Raw genomic sequence first — 19273 nt, forward strand, 5'->3', positions numbered from 1 at the left:
AGTCCCGGTGCGGATCAGCCGGAGACCGGCAGCACGATCGGATCGCGGGCCAGCCGGGTCAGCGGCAGACCGGTCGGGATACCGAGCGTAGGCCCCTCCGGCAGCCAGTCGTCGACATGCCGTTCGAACAGCGCGCACGACGGGCTCGGATCGTTCGGGTCGGCGACGCGGGCCAGCCGGAATCCGGCACGCCGGTAATAGGCGTGCAGGTCGGTATTCGCCGTCCACGCGTCCAGCCGTACCCAGCTCCGGCCGTGCGCCCGGGCCAGCGCCGCCGCGTGCGCGAGCAGCCGGCGCCCGACGCCGAACCCCGCGAAGCGCAGATCCACGATCAGATAATGCACGATGAGCGCGTCCGCCAGTTCCGCGCCGGTCCACAACTCTCGATCGGCGCGGTCGTTGACGGTGATCGTCCCCGCCGGTTCGCCGTGCACCTCGGCGATCCAGGTTTCCCACGCGGCCACCGCCCGGGCCACAGCGCGCGCGAAATAGTCGATGGACAGCCCGGACGCCTCGGTCGACCATTGGTCCGAGCCGCGGGCGGCGAGCCATGACGAGCGTTGTAGCCGCAGGCGGCGAATCAGGTCCAGGTCATCGAGGTCGGCCGGCCGAATTTGCACCGTCATGAGCTAGAACCATATCTCCGACCGATCGGTCTGATCCAGTACGCCACGGATCACCGCGATCCCGGCCGGATCACCGAGCTCATAGGCCAGCCGATTGCTCGCCGCGATGGAACGATGACGGGTCACCCGGGTGACCCGATCGTGGTTCGCCCCGATCCGCAGATGATCCAGCAGCACAGTGCCCATGGCGACACCGAGCACCGCGGCCTCCTCGGTGTTCGCCGGACGCGCGACCAGCGAATCCCGGTGCGCGGTCTCGCCCTGTCCACGTTCGGCCAGCCGGCGCGTGGTGCCCTCGGGAATATCGTGCGGTGAATCCAGCCCGGTGGCCTCGGCCAGATCCCGGGGGTAGAAGCTCACCTCCCACGACCACGGTTCGTTGTCCAGATACTGCACGACGGTCCGGGCCACCACCCACGAATCGACCGGAATACCGAGCCACTGCGCGACACGCTGGTCCGCGGGTTCCATTCGCGCGCTGAATTCCTTGGTGGGCACCCGGCCCGCGGCGCGCGCGATCTCGGAGAAGATATCGTGGGCGGCCCGCGGCCGATCGGGACGGATATGGTCGGTGACCACGGATTCCAGCACCTCGCGGCTGCGGACGATGGTCCCCCGGGAAGTAGCCGTATAGACGAGATTCTCGGTGACCAGCACCTGGATCGCGTTACGTGCGGTGGTGAGCGAGACCTGCATCTGCTCGGCCAATTCGGTGTGACTGGGCAGGCGTTCCCCCGGCTGCCACTTGCCTGCTCGTATCTCCTCGCGGAGGTGGTCCGCGATCCGCCGATACGTCGGACCGTCCGCCATCGTGCTCCTCGGGTGGTCGCCAGGTAACGAAGTGTACGCTTTTCGTGTCCAGGGGGGCCTGTATCGCTTGACAGTAGCCTTCGGCGGTTTATTGTAATCAACGTACTGACCCGGTGTTGTGCGGCGATGAACGGCGAGGCAACCGTGACAGGTTCGGATACAACAGTCGTAATGGCTCTTCCCGGCGCCCAGCGCGGCGCTGATCCCTTGGCGCAGAGCGGGTCTCCCGGTCTGCCGAATTCGGACCTACTGGTGCGCGCCGCGCGCGGACACCGGGTCGTCGGGGGTCAGCTGCTCTGGTACGCCCGCGATTTAGCGGTACTCCACGAGCGCAGATTGGTGGGCCGCGGCGGTTCCATCGTCACCGATCCCGACCGGCTGGTCGAGATCGACCGGCGCCGGATGGAATTGGTCCTGGCCATCGATGATTGGGTGGGGCGCAATGTCCCGCAGCACCGGCTCGGTGTCACTCTGCACACCGAAACCGTCGGCGCGATCATCGATCGGCTCGCCGAATCCGCGGTCCGCGCGCACCACGCGTTGATGACCCTGGACGCGGACGACGAACTCCTGCACGGCGCCTGGCATCATCTGGCCGAACTGGCCGATGCCTACGACGCGCTGGTCGGCGATGTGCTGGCCGGACGGCGCAGGTTGCCGGAGTGGTGACACCCCGGGCCGGTCGCCGCCACGGCCGGCTCGGGGTCCACTGCGCGGTACCGGGTCCGAGCGCGGGTTTCAGCCGCCCTGATGCGGCTGGTAGCTCTGCGTGAAATCGTCGGCCACGGTCGCCGCCAGTTCCACGTAGGCCCGCTTGGTCTCCTTCTTCAACCGCGGCAGGTCGATTTCGGCGCCCTCGGACATATGCGGGTCGAACGGGATCATATGCACCGCCCGGCAGCGCGACAGGAAGTACTGCCGCAGCTGCTGCACATCGATGTTCGGCGTACCGTCGCGCGGCGAGTTGATCACCACCACGGCGTTCTGTACCAGATGGTGGTAGCCGTGCAGCGACAACCAGTCCAGGGTGGCCGACGCGCTCTGCGCGCCGTCGATCGCGGTGGGGGAGATGAGCACCAGCGAATGCGCCAGTTGCAGTACGCCCGCCATCGCCGAATGCATCAGACCGGTACCGCAGTCGGTGAGGATGATGTTGTAGAACCGCTGCAGTATCCGGGCCACCGCGCGGTACTCGTCCTCGTTGAAGGCCTCCGAGGCGGCCGGATCACGTTCACTGGCCAGCACTTCCAGGCGGCTGGTCGCCTGCGAGGTGTGCCGCCGGACATCGGAATAGCGTTCGATGGCCGGATCGAGCAGCAGATCCCGGACGGTGGACCGCGTCTGCAGGGGGACGCGCTGCGACAGCGTGCCGAAGTCGGGGTTGGCGTCCACCGCGATCACCCGGTCCCCGCGGATCGAGGCGAAAGTGGAGCCCAGTCCGATGGTGGTGGTGGTCTTACCGACCCCGCCCTTGAGGGAGAGCACGGCGATCCGATAATCGCCGCGCACCGGTTGCCGGATCCGCGCGACCAACTCCTGCAGCCGCCGTTCCTCCGCGGACATGCCGGGATTGATCCGGCCGCCGGACGCGTGGTGCACCACTTTGCGCCAGCCCTGGCCGGAGGCCTTCTTCGCCCGGCGAACCGAGACGTCGTCGAGGGACGGCGCGCCCGGCCCCGGCGCCCCGAATCGCGCCGGGTTCTGCTGCCACTGCTGCGGGGGCGGCCCGCCCTGCTGCTGCCAGGCCGGCGCGCCACCGTGCTGCTGCGAGGGTGGGGACTGCTGCTGCCACTGCGGGGGCGCGGGGTTGTACTGGGCCGGGGCCGGGCCGGGGGCCTGCGGCGGCGGTCCCGGCTGCTGCCATTGCTGCCGCGGGCCCGGAGCCTGGGGCGGCGCCGGGGGGAGTGGCTGCCGCGGCCGGTTCGGTTCGGGGGCGTGCCACTGGGCGCCTTCGGTGGGGGACGGGGCTTCGGGCGCCCGCCACTGCGGGCTGCCGTGATCCGGCGCCGGCGCCGGACGCTCGGGCCGCACCTGATCGCCGAGCCCGCCGGTCCCGCTGTGGCGCGGCGGGGGAGCGCTCTCCGGCGCGCGCGGCCCGTCCTGGCCGGGCCCGGTGCGCGGTGCCGGCGGGGCGGTGCTCTCCGGAGCCCGGAAGGGATCCGGCGTCGGGAAGGGCTCCGGTGCGGGGGAGGGCTCCGGAGCGGTGAAGGTGTCGGGCGCCGTGAACGAATCCGGTGCGGGCGTCGGTGCATCGACGGGCCCGGGGAAGGCGGGCGCGGACGATTCGGCGGGAGGCGTCGGCTCCTCGGCGGTCCCCGCGCCGGCCGCGACCTCGGAAGGAGACGGCGGCAGATCCGGAAGTCGCCGCAGCTGCTGCGGCACCGGACCCTCGTCGGGGGGCGAAGCGTCGGCGGGTGGATCCGGCAGCGGCGGGGGCGGCGGCAGCGATGGCGGTTGCGTCGGCAGCGACGGTGGTTGCGTGGGTGCCGCAGCGGCGGGTCCGGGCGCACCGCCGGCCCGCTCGTCCGCGCCGGCGGGCCGTGGCTCGGGCGCCGCCTGCGGCGGGATCGGATGGTGCGGGCGCAATCGGTCGAACTCCGGCGCCGGTTCGCCCGGCTGCCGAACCGGCAGCTCCGGTGGATCGGCCGCCGGGGCACGGAAAGCATTAGGGGCCGCCGTGGGCGGCGGCGCGCCGTCCGGACCCCACTGCGGTCCCGGGCCGGGTACGGGCGGAGGCGGCACATCAGGCCGGTCGGCGGGCGGATACGGCGTCGGCGTGGCCTGCTCGGCCTGCTGGAACGGGTCCGCGCCGGCATGGCGTGACGATTCGGCGTCCTCCGGCCGCGGTGTGGCCCACTCGTGCCGGCCGGTCGCCTCGGCCCAGTTGTTGCGCTCGGCGGGGCGGGGTCCGGTGTTGTTCGGGAGGAGTGTCCCGACGCGGTCCTCGAGTGACGGCTGGTCCTTGTTCTTGTTCCGGAACCAGCCCTTACCCTTTTTCTTGTCGCTCTCGGCGGAACGGTCCTCGCCGCGGCCGCGGCGGGCGAAGAAACCCTCCGGCGGTTCGGGGGTCTCGGGAATGACCTCGTCCTGAGGCAGATTCTGGACCGGCGGTGGCTCGTAGTTGCGGAAATTCCCCTCGCCGACCCCGGTGACCTCGGTATCGGCCAGCCATGGTGGCAGCATGGGGAGGCCGTCGTTGCTGCGGCTCACCGGTCCCCTCCTGGAGTGGTCGACCTCGGACAGCGGCCAGTTTACGCGACAACCACCCTTGCACTCAGTGCCGGGGAGCCGGGTCCGGGCCGCGTGACGCGCCTCGCGGAGACTACCCCTTTTTGCCCGATCACATACCTACCGGTAAGCTGACCAGGCGGTGTATCAAAGCGCCGCCTGTTCGTGTGCGATCGGTTGTCGTGTTCGCCGTTGTACACGGTGTGCCGTTCCCGCGGTCGCACCGGTGTGCGCCGGCCGGTCTCGCGGGCAGTACCAGGGCAATCAGACCAGGTTGAGTGTAACCGGGATCGCGGAGGATATGGCGAAGAAAGACGGGGCCATCGAGGTCGAGGGGCGGGTTGTCGAGCCGTTGCCGAATGCGATGTTCCGGATCGAGCTCGAGAACGGGCACAAGGTCCTCGCGCATATCAGCGGCAAGATGCGTCAGCACTACATCCGCATCCTGCCGGAGGACCGGGTCGTCGTCGAGTTGTCGCCGTACGACCTGTCCCGCGGTCGGATCGTCTACCGCTACAAGTGAACGAGTGGGCCCCGGCTCCCTCCCCGAGATTTCCCCGGTCGCACCCGACCGGGGTCAACTGTGTCCACACCTGTAGGTGTGGGCCGCTACGAAAGATTGGACGGACGTGAAGGTTCAGCCGAGCGTCAAGAAGATCTGCGAGAAGTGCAAGGTGATCCGGCGTAACGGCCGGGTCATGGTGATCTGCGACAACCTGCGGCACAAGCAGCGGCAGGGCTGACACCGGGCCTGAGCACCGAACGCGGTTCGGACTGGCACGCAGAAGAACTCCCAGCTCCAGCCGCACACTGAGGATTTTTCCGGGGTGACCCGGAAGGGTGTGCGTGCCTACCCCCGGAACGGAGGCCGGGGCCCCACCAGACGAGGGGACGGACAGGGAGCAGACCTCCGCAACATTAAGGAAACTGCCAGATGGCACGTCTCATGGGCGTCGACCTCCCGCGCGAGAAGCGCATGGAGATCGCACTGACCTACATCTACGGCGTCGGTCGTACCCGCTCCAAGGAGATCCTGGCCGCGACGGGCGTCAGCCCGGACCTGCGCTCGAAGGATCTCACCGACGAGCAGGTCACGCAGCTGCGTGACTACATCGAGGGCTCGTCCCTCAAGGTCGAAGGTGACCTGCGTCGTGAGGTCCAGGCCGATATCCGTCGCAAGATCGAAATCGGCTGCTACCAGGGCCTGCGGCACCGCCGTGGCCTCCCGGTGCACGGCCAGCGCACCAAGACCAACGCGCGCACCCGCAAGGGCCCGAAGCGCACCGTCGCCGGCAAGAAGAAGTAGGGGATAAGCGATGCCTCCGAAGTCCCGGGCCTCCGGCCCGAAGAAGAGCCAGAAGTCGCGCCGCAGGGAAAAGAAGAACGTCCCGCACGGCCACGCACACATCAAGAGCACGTTCAACAACACGATCGTGTCCATCACCGACCCCTCCGGCAACGTCATCTCCTGGGCGTCGTCGGGCCATGTCGGGTTCAAGGGTTCGCGCAAGTCGACCCCGTTCGCCGCGCAGCTGGCCGCCGAGAACGCGGCCCGCAAGGCGCAGGAGAACGGTGTGAAGAAGGTCGACGTGTTCGTCAAGGGCCCGGGTTCGGGCCGCGAGACCGCGATCCGTTCGCTGCAGGCCGCCGGCCTGGAGGTCGGCACGATCTCCGATGTCACTCCGCAGCCGCACAACGGTTGCCGTCCGCCCAAGCGGCGTCGCGTCTAAGCGGGAAGGAAGGTAGAGCACAATGGCCCGTTACACCGGACCCATCACCCGCAAATCGCGTCGCCTGCGCGTCGACCTGGTAGGCGGTGACCAGGCTTTCGAGCGTCGCCCCTACCCGCCCGGCCAGCACGGCCGCGCGCGGATCAAGGAGAGCGAGTACCTGCTCCAGCTGCAGGAGAAGCAGAAGGCCCGCTTCTCCTACGGCGTCCTGGAGCGGCAGTTCCGCCGGTACTACGAAGAGGCCAACCGCCTCAAGGGCAAGACCGGTGACAACCTGCTCCGTCTGCTGGAGACCCGGCTGGACAACGTCGTGTACCGCGCCGGTCTGGCCCGTACCCGCCGCCAGGCCCGCCAGCTGGTCAGCCACGGCCACTTCCTGGTGAACAACAAGAAGGTCAACGTTCCTTCTTTCCAGGTCACCCAGTACGACATCATCGATGTCAAGGAGAAGTCGCTGGCGACCCTGCCGTTCCAGGTGGCGCGGGAGACCGTCGGTGACCGCCCGGTCCCCGGCTGGCTCCAGGTCATCCCGGGCCGGCTGCGCATCCTGGTGCATTCGCTGCCGGAACGCGCGCAGATCGATGTACCGCTGCAGGAACAGCTGATCGTCGAGTACTACTCGAAGTAACGGTCGGCTGCGCCGCTGGTGCGGACCGTCGAGGTGACGGTCCGCACAACCCCTAGACGAGGCGTCAAATAGCGGGCGCCCAAAACAGGAGGATTGATCCCATGCTGATTTCCCAGCGTCCGACCCTCACCGAAGAGGTCATCGCCGACAACCGGTCGAAGTTCACCATCGAACCGCTCGAGCCGGGCTTCGGGTACACCCTCGGTAACTCGCTGCGGCGCACCCTGCTGTCCTCGATCCCGGGGGCCGCGGTGACCAGCATCCGCATCGACGGCGTTCTGCACGAGTTCACCACCGTGCCCGGTGTGAAGGAGGATGTCACCGACATCATCCTGAACCTCAAGGGCCTGGTCGTGTCCTCCGAAGAGGACGAGCCGGTCACCATGTACCTGCGCAAGCAGGGCCCGGGGACCGTCACCGCCGATGACATCGTGCCGCCGTCGGGTGTGGTCGTGCACAACCCGGATATGCATATCGCCACCCTGAACGACAAGGGCAAGCTCGAGATCGAGCTGGTCGTCGAGCGTGGTCGCGGTTATGTCCCGGCGGTGCAGAACAAGGCGACCGGTGCGGAAATCGGGCGGATCCCGGTGGATTCGATCTACTCGCCGGTGCTCAAGGTGACCTACAAGGTCGAGGCCACCCGTGTCGAGCAGCGCACCGACTTCGACCGGCTCATCCTGGACGTGGAGACCAAGAACTCCATCAGCGCGCGGGACGCGCTCGCCTCGGCGGGCAAGACCCTGGTCGAACTGTTCGGCCTGGCCCGTGAGCTGAACGTCGAAGCCGAAGGTATCGAGATCGGCCCCTCCCCGGCCGAGGCGGATCACATCGCCTCCTTCGGGCTGCCGATCGAGGATCTGGACCTCACCGTCCGTTCCTACAACTGCCTGAAGCGCGAGGGTGTGCATACCGTCGGCGAGCTGGTGGCGCGGACCGAATCGGATCTGCTGGATATCCGCAACTTCGGCCAGAAATCCATCGACGAGGTGAAGGTCAAGCTGCACGCGCTGGGCCTCTCGCTCAAGGACAGCCCCGCGTCCTTCGACCCGTCCAGCGTGGTCGGCTACGACGCGAGCACCGGAACCTGGTCCGACAGCGGCACTTTCAGCGATAACGACGGCGGCGAGCAGGACTACGCCGAAACCGAACAGCTCTAGGCCGCCGGGGTAGGCGCCCCGGAACGGCCTTTACCAAGGAGAACCCACAATGCCCAAGCCCAAGAAGGGTGCCCGCTTCGGCGGGTCGGCGTCGCACCAGAAGGCGATCTTCGCCAATCTGGCCACGGCGCTGTTCGAGCACGGTCGGATCACGACCACCGAGGCCAAGGCCAAGGCGCTGCGCCCCTACGCCGAGAAACTGGTCACCAAGGCCAAGGCCGGCACCCTGGCCGACCGCCGCGAGGTGCTCCGGGTGATCCGGAACAAGGACGTCGTGCACGATCTCTTCGCCGAGATCGGTCCGTCGTTCGAGGGCCGCAACGGCGGCTACACCCGGATCATCAAGACCCTGCCGCGTAAGGGCGACAACGCCCCGATGGCGATCATCGAGCTGGTCCGGGAGCAGACCGTGACCAACGAGGCCGATCGCGCCCGCCGGGTCGCCGCGTCGCAGAAGGCGGAGGATAAGGCCCCCGAGGCCGAGACCGAAGCCGAAGCCACCACCGAGGCTCCGGCCGAGGAAACCGCGGCCGAGGAAAAGGCCGAGGAGAAGGCCGACGACAAGGCGTAATTCGTCTGCCGGGAACACGTGTGACGCGGGTTCCCGGTTCGTCGACGAGCCCGCCGCCCACTACGGGTGTGCGGGCTCGTCCCGTATCCGGAGGATGGTCTGGTGAGCGAACACGAGGCGGGATACGCGACAACCGGTTCGGCCCCGCGCGGGTCCGCCGACTCGCGGGCAGCCGGCGGGTCCGCCACGGCGGCCGGGTCCGCGAGTGGGCCGCGCGGGGCAACAGCGACCACGCCGGTACCGCCGCCGGAAGGCGGGCGGTTCCGCCTGGACATCTCCTATGACGGCACCGAGTTCGCCGGCTGGGCCCGCCAGCCCGGTCTGCGGACCGTGCAGGGTGTGCTGGAGGAATCGCTGGGGAAGGTGCTGCGCGAACCGGTGCAGTTGACGGTCGCCGGGCGCACCGACGCCGGGGTGCACGCCGAGGGCCAGGTCGCACATTTCGATACCGCGGCGGAGGTGGACGTGGACAAACTCGTGCACCGGATGGCCAAATTCCTGCCCAAGGATGTCCGGATCACCGGTGTTCGGTCCGTGCCCGCCGAATTCGACGCCCGCTTCTCGGCGGTTCGCCGTCACTATGTCTACCGTCTCACCACGGCGCCCTACGGTGCCGACCCGCTGGTCGCGCGCAGCGTGGTGGGTTGCCGCCCGGTCGATGTATCGGCCATGCGCGCGGCTTCCCGCACGCTGCTGGGTCTACACGATTTCGCGGCCTTCTGCCGCCGCCGGGAGGGCGCGACCACCGTTCGCGAACTCCAGCGTTACGACTGGGTCCGCGACGGGGACCGGCTGGAGGCCTATGTCAGCGCCGACGCCTTCTGCTGGTCGATGGTGCGCAGCCTGGTCGGCGCGGTGCTCGCGGTGGGGGAGGGCCGCCGGACACCGGAGTGGGTCGCGGGGCTGTTGGCCGAGCGGAGCCGGTCGAGTTCGGTGACCGTGGCGCCGGCGCACGGGCTGAGCCTCGTCGCGGTGGACTATCCGGCGGAATCGGATCTGGCCGCCCGTAACGCACAGACCCGGGAGATGCGGTCGGTCCCCGCGGGAGGCTGCTGTATCTGATCGGGCTCGATGAACGGTTCGCTGTAGGTGCCGGCCCGCTGGAACCGGCGGGCGGGAAGCCGCTCCCCGCCAAAGGTTTTCGATTTGCCGCCGCGGGACGATGCGCACAAGTGCGCCCGTTCACGTCATCGGCCGGTCGGCCGGGCGGCGGCGGACCACGGAGATAGGGTCGAGCTGGAATAGGTCCCCTCGACGACAAGGTTGCGGTAGTTATGACGATCGATCTCGGACGATACGGCGTATGGCGCTACTACAAGCTGTTCACCCCGGAAGCGGCGGCGGAACTCGAGCGGCTCGGCTACGGGGCCCTGTGGCTCGGCGGCTCGCCGACTGCCGACCTCCCGGTGGTGGAGGACCTGCTGGCGGCCACCGAGACCCTCAAGGTCGGCACCAGCATCGTCAATATCTGGACCGCGCCGGCCGCCGAAACCGCCGAATCCTTCCATCGGATCGAGCAGCGGTTCCCGGGACGGTTCGTGCTCGGCATCGGCTGCGGTCACCCGGAGGCGAACAAGCCCTACCGTTCCCCCTACGAGGCGCTGGTCGAATACCTCGACGAGCTGGACGCGGCCCGGGTCCCGGTCTCCGGCCGGATGCTCGCCGCGCTCGGTCCGAAGGTGCTGAAGCTGGCGGCGGACCGTACCGCGGGCGCGCTGCCCTATCTCACGACTCCGGAGCACACCGCGCAGGCCCGCGAGATCGTCGGTGACGCGCTGCTGGTGCCCGAACAGAAACTCGTCGTGGACACCGATCCCGACAGCGCCCGCGCCACCGGCCGCACCGTGGTCGAGATGTACCTCGGCCTGCGCAACTACACCACCAACCTGCGGCGTCTCGGCTACACCGACGAGGACATCGCCAAACCGGGCAGCGACCGCCTGCTCGACGCGCTCGCCGTGCACGGGTCGGCCGAGCAGGTCGCGGCGCAGGTCCGCCGTCATATCGAGGCGGGCGCCGATCACCTCGCCCTGCAGGTCCTCGACGAGGACTACCTGGCCACGCTGCGCACCCTGGTGCCACTGCTCACCCAGCAGTCCTGAGCCGGCGGGTGGGCCGCCCGAGTGGGGGCCCACCCGGCGTAGCGCTCAGGAACGAACCAGCCGGGCGATCGCGTCGGTGGCTTCCTTGATCTTTGCCTCGGCATCCGGGCCACCGGCGACCGCCGCGTCCACCACGCAGTGGCTGATATGGTCCTCCAGCAGCCCCATCGCGACCGCCTGCAAGGCCTTGGTCATCGCGGAGACCTGGGTGAGGATATCGATGCAGTACTTCTCCTCCTCCACCATCCGCTGCAGGCCGCGCGCCTGCCCTTCGATCCGGCGCAGCCGCTTGAGGTAATCGTCCTTGGCGGTGATGTAGCCGTGGTTCGCGTGGTCGTGGGACGCGTGGCCGGTCCCCGTCTCGTCGGCGGATCCCGCCGTGGTGGATGTGGAAGTCACCGATTGTCTCCTCTGCGCCGGTCGAGAGGACCGTTCATACCCCCCTAGGGTACATCTCCGGTCCGGGCTTGTCAGGTACGGGCCCTCGCCTGTGCGCCCATGCCGCCGACGCGGAACAATCGAGACCATGACTTCCCAGGATCGGCCCGCGCTGGCCGTCATCGGCGGTAGTGGATTCTACGATTTCTTCGACGGCGCCACGGACGCGGTCACGGTGAGAACCCCCTACGGCGATCCGAGCGCGCCGATCGCGGTGGGGGAGGTCGAGGGCCGCCCGGTGGCCTTTCTCCCACGGCACGGAGCACGACACGAGTACTCGCCGCACACCGTGCCCTACCAGGCCAATATGTGGGCACTGCGCTCGATCGGCGTGCGCCGGATCTACGCCCCCTGCGCGGTCGGCAGTCTGCGGCCCGACTGGGGGCCGGGCGCCGTGGTCATCCCCGATCAGCTCGTCGACCGAACCTCCGGCCGCCCGCAGACCTACTTCGACGGTAACGGGATCCACGTCTCCTTCGCCGATCCCTACTGCGCCGACCTGCGCGCCACCGCGCTGAAATCCGCCGACAGCGCGGTGCACGTCCACCCACACGGCACCATGGCCGTCATCCAGGGACCGCGTTTCTCCACCCGCGCCGAGAGCCGCTGGTTCGCCGCCCAGGGCTGGGAGCTGGTCAATATGACCGGTTACCCGGAGGCGGTACTCGCCCGCGAACTGGAGATGTGTTACGCGGCGATCGCACTGGTCACCGACCTGGACGCGGGTGTCACCGAGGGCGACGGCGTCCGCGCCGCCGATGTGTTCGCCGAATTCGAACGCAATATCGGGCCCTTCAAGGAACTCGTCCGCAGCGCGGTCGCCGCGGTCGCCGATACCGAGACCTGCGAGCACTGCCGGGTCCACGCCGGGGTCGCACTGCCCTTCGAACTGCCCTGAAACCATCCCGCGGCTCCGGGCGGCCGCGGGATAGTCTCGTCCGGTGGATACGCCCCTGCGACTAGAGGTGATCGTCGCCAGTGTCCGGCCCGAACGCTTCGCGCCCGTGGTCGCCGACTGGTTCCTGCGCACGGCCCGGGCCCGGCCCGAATTCGATATCGGCGTGCTCGACCTGCTGGACGTCCCGCTGCCGCTGGATCTCACCGAAACCCCGGAGACCGCACGCTTCCGCGAAAGACTCGCGGCCGCGGACGCTTTCGCCGTGGTGACCTCGGAGTACAACCACGGCTATCCCGCCTCGGTGAAAACCGCCCTCGACAGCGCGAAACACGAATGGCGGGCCAAGCCGGTGGGTTTCGTGTCCTACGGTGGGCTCTCGGGTGGATTACGCGCGGTGGAACAACTCCGGCAGGTGGTGGCCGAGATCCATATGGTCTCGGTACGTGAATCGGTGAGCTTCCACCGGGCGCGCAAACAGTTCGACGCCGCAGGAGACACGGGCGACGGCGCCGCGATCGACGCGGCGGACCGGATGCTCACCCAACTCGCCTGGTGGGGGCGATCGTTGCGGAACGCGAGGACGGCCGAGCCCTATCCGGGATGAGGTCCTGACGTTCCGCGGCGCCGGCGGTGCGAGGGCGGAACGAGCGGGCAGTGCCACCGTGGTCCCGGTGCTGCGCCGGGCGGTGATCAGCTGTGCTGGGGCTGATGGGCCGCCGGCGCCGGACGGCCCTGGGGCGCGGGCTGCCGGGTCCGGGGTTCGCCGATATAGGTGTGCTCCCGGGGGATGGAGACCAGGTTCAGCGGGATCTGGGTGGTCGCGGTACGGACGACGACCCGGTTGCCGATCGCCCCGGGTTGCTGGATCGACAGATCGGGTTTGGTCGCCGGCCAGCCCATCGGGTCGCCGGTGACATAGATCGTGGTGATACCGGCGTGCGGCGCGGGAGCCAGGACACCGTCGACGACGGTCGCGGTGAACATGGCGTCGGACTGGTGCATTTCGACGGCCGGCATCAACCGCTCCGGATTGCCGATCGTCTCGATCAGCTGATACCAGGCCTGGGGGCGGTCGGTGCGCACCAGGATCCGTTCACCGACGGCCAGCGCGCGGAACACCAGCTGCTGCGCCAGATACAGTTCGCCCGCAACGTACACCGACGAGATACCGGCGCCGACGAGCCGCAGTGCCACACCGTTGCCCTCGTCATCGGACCCGATCAGCTGGCCACAGCCCGACGACGGCAGCGCCAGCGCGTCCAGCACATCGATGGGGTACTCGGCGGTGGGGACGACGTCCTCGACATCGGGGATACCGATCGGCAGATGCGCGAGCAACCCGTCGCGGTGCCGGCCGTTCATCGAAACCATGCCCTTGGACGCGGTCTTCTCGGGGAGTTCCCGCAGGGTGGACCGCCAGGCCGCGCCGACGTGCACGGTATCGGCCGTACTGCCGGGCCGCAGCCGGACCGCGACCGTGGTGCCCCGGGATTCGGCCACCCACAGCTGCGAAAGGATCTCCGAGCCCAGCTGTTTGGGATCGATCGCGGCCCCGATGTTGATGCTGTTGCCGAGTTCGGCGTATCGCCAACGGTGGGTCAGCTCGCGCGCGTCGGCTTCGTGCAGCACCTGCCGGACGGCCGCCCGGATCTCCGAGGCGGTCAGCACCCGCGAGCCGCACCCGGCGTCCTCCAGCGTCCGTACGATGCGCTGGGTCGCGATGGTAACCGCGCGCGCCGCGCCCTCGTCGCCGCCGCCGCGCCGGTTCGCCGCCCCCGGGCAATCGACCATATCGAACCCGATCGCGAGCCAGACCGTGCGATACGCGGTGGCGGGCAGTGGCCCCAGCAGGGATTCGTAGATGGCGCCGGCCGGTGTACCGGAGCGGCTGCGGTGGCCGTGGCTGATGATGTCGATACCGCTGAGCAGGATGTCGTGCTGGGCGAGGCAGGTCGCCAGCTCCGCCATCGGCAGCAGATGGGAGGCGTGCACCGCGGTGCGGTCGATACGGGTGAGTCCGCCGCGCGGCGGCAGCACCTCGACGACCGCGACCACCCGGCTCTCGTCCCAGTACAGGCCCAGCGAGCGGTCGTCGGGTCCGCGGAAATCGCTGCTGTCCCCGATCCGGTATTCGCGGTGGGCCCGGTAGTTCCACCAGGTACCCACCCAATCCAGCAGCACCCGGCGCCCCAGCGGGACGAGCGGAACGCATCCGACGACGACCGCGACCCCCAGCGCGATCCAGGGGTTCACTCCCGTGACCAAGGTGACCGTGCCCGCGACGAGCGCGAATACCTGTGCGACGAGCAGATTGCGCATGGAGATACGCCCGAAAAGCAGGCTGCGCCTGCGCCCCACTGCGGCTGCAACGGCCATCAGAGTCCCCCAGGTACCCGGTGTCGGCCGATTATCGGCGGCCGAGCTGAACTACGTCCTCGCGAACTGTACTGTGTTCGGCGAGCACCAGCACAGTTCGGGGGAAGACGATGCCTTCAAAGCCCACAACCAGGTGGCAGATCAGCGGTTACAACTTCCTGGTCCGTCGGATGGAACATGCGCTGGTGCGGCGGGACGTGCGGATGCTCCACGACCCCATGCGTTCTCAGGTGCGCGCCTATGTCGTGGGTCTGGTCCTGGCGGTGGTGGTCCTCGCCGGTTGCGGTGTGCTGGCTCTGCTCCGGCCGCAGGACAAGATCGACCAGAACAAGATCCTGATCGGCAAGGAATCCGGCGCCGTCTACGTGGTGATCAACGATGTGGTGCACCCCGCGTTGAACCTGGCCTCGGCCCGGCTGGCCGCGGGCGAGGCGCCGGACGCGTCGATCGTGAAGGAAGCCGAGATCGGTAAGAAGGCCCGGGGTCCGCTGATCGGTATCCCCGGGGCGCCCGGCTCGATCCACTTCGACTCCGCCGGTACCGGACGGCAGTGGACGATCTGCGACGAGATGAGGATCGACGGCAGCCAGGACCGGACGACCTCGGTACTGGCCGGTGATCTCGAACTCGGCGCGAAAGCCGAAACGATGGGTGCGGACAAGGCGCTGCTCGTGCAGGGGGAGAACCACACCTATCTGGTCTACGACAGGAAACGCGCGCGCATCGATATGACCGACCGCGCGGTCACCGACGCACTGAAGATCACCGGCGCCACCCCGCGACCGGTGAGCGAGGGCCTGATCAACGCGATACCGGAAGTGCAGGCCATCGTCCGGCCCGAGATCGCCGATGTCGGCACGGCCCCCATCGGTTTCGAGGTCAGCGGTCACCGTATCGGTGACGTCGTGCAGGTCGGCACCTCCGGAACCGAGTATCACGTGGTGCTCGCCGACGGGCTGCAGCCCATCTCGGCCCTGACCGGGGAGATCATTCGTAACTCCAACCCGCAGACTCCGGGTGACGACACCATCGACCAGCGCGAACGCACCGATGCCCCGGTTTCGGCGGCCCTGCGGGTGGGCGACTACCCGCAGACGGCCCCGGCCGTGCTCGAGCCCAAGGACCATCCGGTGAGCTGCCTGTCGTGGAAACCGATCCCGGAGGCCGGTGAGAACACCGGCACCCGGGCCGAATTGCAGGTCATCACCGGGGTCGGCCTGCCGATGTCGGACAGCGCGAAACTGGTGCCGCTCGCCCAGGCCGACGGGTCGGGCCAGAACGTCGACTCCGCCTACCTCGCGCCGGGCACCGGCGCCTATGTACAGACCACCGGGATCGAACCGGACAGCCGCCGCAAGGACAGCATCTTCTATATCGCCGACACCGGTGTGCGATACGGCATCAAGAACGCCGACGCCGCGAAGGCGCTGGGTATGCCGGAGAAGGCCGAACCCGCACCCTGGCCCATCGTCGGACTGCTGGCCTCCGGGCCGAGCCTGGGCCGGGACGAGGCGCTGGTCGCGCACGACGGAGTGGCCCCGGATCCGTCACCAGCCGCACAGCCGGTCGCCACGGGAAAGTGAGCACCCGGCGGTGATACCGCGGTCCGAGTGATTCGGGCAGCGGTATCACCGGAGGGCCGGGCGCAGATCCGGCCACGCGGCCGTCGAATCGGCCGCCCACGCAGATCGCCCAAGCATGCTGTTCCACATGTCCGCCGCCCTGTTCGCAAGGCGTCACCGGAACATCGAACAGATCCTCCGGATGAGCATGAGCCGGGGCGATCACCGCGCCGGCGATACCGGTCGCGTCGGCCGGCGTGAAGAGATTCAAGCGTCGTCTTCGCCGACGCCGAAGCGGCGGCGGGCCGGGAACGAGGCGAGATAGCCGAGAATCAGGCCACCGCCGATGATCCCGCTGCCGATGAGCGCCACATTGCGGGCGGTGTGGTCCGGTGGAGTGGGTGGCGCGGGAATCGCGAGCTGCTTGCTCACCGCCGGATTCGGCTGCTTGGGCCGCAATTCGTCGGGCACCTCGTTGGTCAACGCGGCGATCGGGTCGATCGCGCCGTAGCCCACATACGGGTTCCAGCCCTCGGCCGGCGCGTGCGCGGTCGCCTGGATCCGTTTCATCACCTCGACGGCCGACAATTCGGGAAAGCGGGAGCGCACCAGCGCGACCACGCCGGAGACATACGGGGCCGCGAAACTGGTGCCGTTGATGGCCTGCTGTGCGCCCTGGGCATTGACCGTCCCGTTGATGACCCCGCCGCTGTGCACGTCGAGGGAGACGATGTTCTCACCCGGCGCGGCGACACTGAGCCAGGGGCCTGGGACGGTGAACTCCGAGGGGGCGCCGTTCGCGTCGATCGAGCCGACCGAGAGCACCAGATCGTCGTAGCGCGCGGGCGTCACGTTGACGGTCGCGTTGCTCCACGGGTCGGCCGCGGGATCCAGCGGGTCCTGGATGCCGGTGTTGCCCTTGCAACTGTCGTTGTCGGTGTTACCGGCCGAGGCCACCACGACCACGTTCTTCTGGTGGACGGCATAGTCGAGCGCGGCACCGAGCGAGGCATCGGAGATCGGGCCGGCACTGCACGCGACCTCGGAGATATTGATGACGGTGGCGCCCATATCGGCGGCCCGGCGGACGGCCTGCGCCATGGTGGCGACATTGCCGTAGCCCTCTTTGGAGAGATCTTCCGGCGTTTTGGTGGCATTGCTGCCCGCTTTGACGTACTTGTCGCTCGTCTGGCGGATCGTGAGAATCGTCGCCGCCGGCGCCACTCCGGAGAAGCCCTCGCCGGGAGCCCGGCTCGCTCCGATGATGCCGGCCACGATGGTCCCGTGCGCGTCGCAATCCTCGGTGCCGTCACCGCTGTTGGCCACGAAGTCGCCGCCGGCGCGGAGCCCGGGCAGCCGGGGATGCCGGGCGACGCCAGTATCGATCACCGCGACGACCTGACCGGCTCCTTCGGAGAATTGCCACGCCCGCGGCAGGTCGAGGGCGGCCTGCGCGGGCGGCACGGTCGAGCCGCCGCCGCCGGAAACGGTGCTGTTGCAGGCGGTATTCGCCTTGCGCTCGGTGGCCTGCGTGGGTTTCGCCGGATCACCGGCCGGTAGTTGACCGGGATCGACGGGTGCGGGCCGGTCGGCATACGCCACCGGAGATGCGAGTCCGAGCGTCGCGCTCACTCCGAGCACCGCGGCCACCGCCGCGGTGCGGACTCTCCGGTTCACAGCCCGCGGACGAGGGAGTAGAGGTCGGTCACCCAGAACACGAGCGGCAGCACAGCGGCCACGAAACCGTATTCGATCAGTTCCGCGGCCCGCCGCATCGGCGGAGTGGCCGTCTGGTTGGGGACGATGATGCCGAGGACGAGCGCGGCGATCAGCATGACCAGGGCGGCTCCGAATGCGGCCAGCGGCAGATCGGTCACGAACGCCATTCCCACCAGCATGGCCAGCAGGATGGCGGCGCCGCCCGCGATCAGGATCACGGCTTGTTCGGCGCCGGCGTAGGTGCGGCTGCGGAACATCAGGACCGCCGCGCACACCAGCGCGAGCGCGATGCCCTGCCAGAAGAACCCGCCACCGGCAGGATCGGTCGCCACCAGTGCGCCGACCACCGTGACCAGCGTGGTCGCCGAAACCAGGCCGCTCAGATAGGTCCGTGCCCGAGCCGATTTCGCGTGCAGGGCATCGAGAGTGGGCAGCGCCCGGTGATCGTCGGGATCGTCTTCGGTCGGATCGATCGGGGTGCCGGGGGAGGGCACCGGCGGCAGCGGCAGTTTCGCCAGCATCATGGAGATCCGCGGGGCCAGCGACAGAGCGGCGAGGCCCAGGGCCGCGACCACCGCGCCGACGGCTTTCATCGGCTGCTCGGTGAGCAGGCCGACCAGCGCGGAGGGCACCGCGAACAGCGCCACCGTCCCCGCTCCGATGAACAACCCCAGTCCCACACCGGTGACCCGCCAGGCCAGAATCGCCGTGGCACCGAGCAGCGTGGAACCGAGCAGCATATGGGACCAGTCGTAGTGATCCGGCACGATCAGCATGCCACCGGTGAACGCCAACGGCAGTGCGCAGCCGCCGAGTACCAGAGAGGTCTGCGGATCGCCGTACACCCGGCTGAGGATCATCGCCGCGACCACCAGCAGCACCGCCACACCCAGCGCGATCGTTCCGGTGATCCAGCCGGGCACCGCGTTCGGCGACGCCAGCAGCGCGGTGCAACCCGCCAGCATGGTGAGCACCGCCAGCACCGATCCGGTGATCCGCGCGGTATTCGGATTCCATCCGCGGAAATGCTCGGAGTCGGCGACGGCGACGTTGTACATGATGTCGTCGAAGAGCGGGGTCGGCGCGGTGTGGGCCGAATTCTCCAGCATCAGCAGTTCGCCGTCACGCACACCCTGCTCACCGAGGCTGAGCGAATTCGACAGGGGTGGCTGGCCGATCCGGGCCAATACCCAGTCCGCAGGTTCGTAGCGCTCGCCCTGGTTGTCGAAGTCGTTGGTTCTGCTGTGCGCGGCGATCATATCGACCACACTCGGGATCACCAGGGCAACGGGAACATCGACCGGAATGGCCATATCGACCTGAGTGTGTTTGGCCAGAATGGTGACCCTGGTGAGATCCGGTGCGCGGACTATCCCCCGCGAGGAATCTTCCTCCATATGGTCCAGTCGCGCATGCGTCACGCTT

General features: G+C 68.7%; 20 protein-coding genes. 13 read left to right on the forward strand and 7 right to left on the reverse strand.

Annotated features, from left to right (window positions below):
• Positions 1-14 precede the first annotated feature (14 nt).
• Positions 15-626: a GNAT family N-acetyltransferase gene (locus NF4_RS14740; protein ID WP_063814589.1), complete on the reverse strand. Its 612-nt coding sequence runs from the start codon at positions 624-626 to the stop codon at positions 15-17.
• A 3-nt stretch (positions 627-629) separates the two neighbouring features.
• Entirely contained in the window at positions 630-1436 is an 807-nt protein-coding gene (locus NF4_RS14745) for a GntR family transcriptional regulator (protein ID WP_063127906.1), read from the reverse strand.
• Positions 1437-1607: 171 nt separating this feature from the next.
• Here NF4_RS14745 and NF4_RS14750 point away from each other — a divergent pair, with 171 nt between their 5' ends.
• Entirely contained in the window at positions 1608-2105 is a 498-nt protein-coding gene (locus NF4_RS14750) for a DUF4254 domain-containing protein (protein WP_063127907.1), read from the forward strand.
• 69 nt (positions 2106-2174) lie between these two features.
• On the opposite strand, the gene NF4_RS39285 is transcribed toward NF4_RS14750, so the two are convergent.
• Positions 2175-4646: a MinD/ParA family ATP-binding protein gene (locus tag NF4_RS39285; protein WP_439956756.1), complete on the reverse strand. Its 2472-nt coding sequence runs from the start codon at positions 4644-4646 to the stop codon at positions 2175-2177.
• A 319-nt stretch (positions 4647-4965) separates the two neighbouring features.
• Here NF4_RS39285 and infA point away from each other — a divergent pair, with 319 nt between their 5' ends.
• From infA to NF4_RS14800, 9 genes are all read left to right on the forward strand, one after another.
• The gene (gene infA / locus NF4_RS14760) at positions 4966-5187 is read left to right on the forward strand and encodes a translation initiation factor IF-1 (protein WP_003418601.1); all 222 of its coding nucleotides are present in this window, start codon (positions 4966-4968) and stop codon (positions 5185-5187) included.
• Positions 5188-5293: 106 nt separating this feature from the next.
• The gene (rpmJ, locus tag NF4_RS14765) at positions 5294-5407 is read left to right on the forward strand and encodes a 50S ribosomal protein L36 (protein ID WP_025347279.1); all 114 of its coding nucleotides are present in this window, start codon (positions 5294-5296) and stop codon (positions 5405-5407) included.
• 191 nt (positions 5408-5598) lie between these two features.
• Positions 5599-5970 (forward strand): 30S ribosomal protein S13, encoded by a 372-nt coding sequence (gene rpsM, locus NF4_RS14770; RefSeq protein WP_030522614.1) that lies wholly within the window; start codon positions 5599-5601, stop codon positions 5968-5970.
• A gap of 10 nt (positions 5971-5980) precedes the next feature.
• A complete protein-coding gene (gene rpsK, locus NF4_RS14775) occupies positions 5981-6394 on the forward strand; it encodes a 30S ribosomal protein S11 (RefSeq protein WP_030522613.1) in 414 nt (137 codons plus the stop codon).
• Between the two features lie 22 nt (positions 6395-6416).
• Positions 6417-7022 carry a 30S ribosomal protein S4 gene (gene rpsD / locus NF4_RS14780; protein ID WP_063127908.1) on the forward strand — a complete coding sequence of 202 codons (606 nt, stop codon included), beginning with the start codon at positions 6417-6419 and terminating at the stop codon, positions 7020-7022.
• A 101-nt stretch (positions 7023-7123) separates the two neighbouring features.
• Complete coding sequence (locus NF4_RS14785; RefSeq protein WP_030522611.1) at positions 7124-8182, forward strand: DNA-directed RNA polymerase subunit alpha; 1059 nt, start codon at positions 7124-7126, stop codon at positions 8180-8182.
• A gap of 49 nt (positions 8183-8231) precedes the next feature.
• Positions 8232-8753: a 50S ribosomal protein L17 gene (rplQ, locus tag NF4_RS14790; RefSeq protein ID WP_063127909.1), complete on the forward strand. Its 522-nt coding sequence runs from the start codon at positions 8232-8234 to the stop codon at positions 8751-8753.
• Positions 8754-9020: 267 nt separating this feature from the next.
• The gene (truA, locus tag NF4_RS14795; RefSeq protein ID WP_063127962.1) at positions 9021-9815 is read left to right on the forward strand and encodes a tRNA pseudouridine(38-40) synthase TruA; all 795 of its coding nucleotides are present in this window, start codon (positions 9021-9023) and stop codon (positions 9813-9815) included.
• A 212-nt stretch (positions 9816-10027) separates the two neighbouring features.
• Positions 10028-10855: an LLM class F420-dependent oxidoreductase gene (locus NF4_RS14800; protein ID WP_063127910.1), complete on the forward strand. Its 828-nt coding sequence runs from the start codon at positions 10028-10030 to the stop codon at positions 10853-10855.
• A gap of 45 nt (positions 10856-10900) precedes the next feature.
• Here the strand turns inward: NF4_RS14800 and NF4_RS14805 are convergent, their stop codons facing one another.
• Positions 10901-11254, reverse strand: a complete 354-nt coding sequence (locus NF4_RS14805; RefSeq protein WP_198165338.1) for a metal-sensitive transcriptional regulator — start codon at positions 11252-11254, stop codon at positions 10901-10903.
• 127 nt (positions 11255-11381) lie between these two features.
• On the opposite strand from NF4_RS14805, the gene NF4_RS14810 reads away from it, so the two are divergent.
• Together NF4_RS14810 and NF4_RS14815 are read left to right on the forward strand one after the other, a co-directional pair.
• Positions 11382-12191: an S-methyl-5'-thioadenosine phosphorylase gene (locus tag NF4_RS14810; RefSeq protein WP_063127911.1), complete on the forward strand. Its 810-nt coding sequence runs from the start codon at positions 11382-11384 to the stop codon at positions 12189-12191.
• 43 nt (positions 12192-12234) lie between these two features.
• Positions 12235-12795 (forward strand): NADPH-dependent FMN reductase, encoded by a 561-nt coding sequence (locus NF4_RS14815; protein ID WP_063127912.1) that lies wholly within the window; start codon positions 12235-12237, stop codon positions 12793-12795.
• Positions 12796-12881: 86 nt separating this feature from the next.
• Here NF4_RS14815 and eccE read toward each other — a convergent pair whose 3' ends face one another.
• On the reverse strand, positions 12882-14567 hold the full coding sequence (gene eccE, locus NF4_RS14820; RefSeq protein ID WP_063127913.1) for a type VII secretion protein EccE: 1686 nt from the start codon (positions 14565-14567) through the stop codon (positions 12882-12884).
• Between the two features lie 110 nt (positions 14568-14677).
• Between eccE and eccB the strand changes: the two genes are divergently transcribed.
• Positions 14678-16150: a type VII secretion protein EccB gene (eccB, locus tag NF4_RS14825; RefSeq protein ID WP_063127914.1), complete on the forward strand. Its 1473-nt coding sequence runs from the start codon at positions 14678-14680 to the stop codon at positions 16148-16150.
• A gap of 246 nt (positions 16151-16396) precedes the next feature.
• On the opposite strand, the gene mycP is transcribed toward eccB, so the two are convergent.
• Positions 16397-17806, reverse strand: coding sequence for a type VII secretion-associated serine protease mycosin (mycP, locus tag NF4_RS14830; protein ID WP_063127915.1), 1410 nt, complete (start codon positions 17804-17806; stop codon positions 16397-16399).
• A complete protein-coding gene (eccD, locus tag NF4_RS14835) occupies positions 17803-19269 on the reverse strand; it encodes a type VII secretion integral membrane protein EccD (protein ID WP_063127916.1) in 1467 nt (488 codons plus the stop codon). The genes mycP and eccD overlap by 4 nt, the downstream gene beginning before the upstream one ends.
• Between the last annotated feature and the right edge of the window lie 4 nt (positions 19270-19273).

Source organism: Nocardia fusca NBRC 14340 (assembly GCF_001618425.1).
Classification (GTDB): Bacteria; Actinomycetota; Actinomycetes; order Mycobacteriales; family Mycobacteriaceae; genus Nocardia; species Nocardia fusca.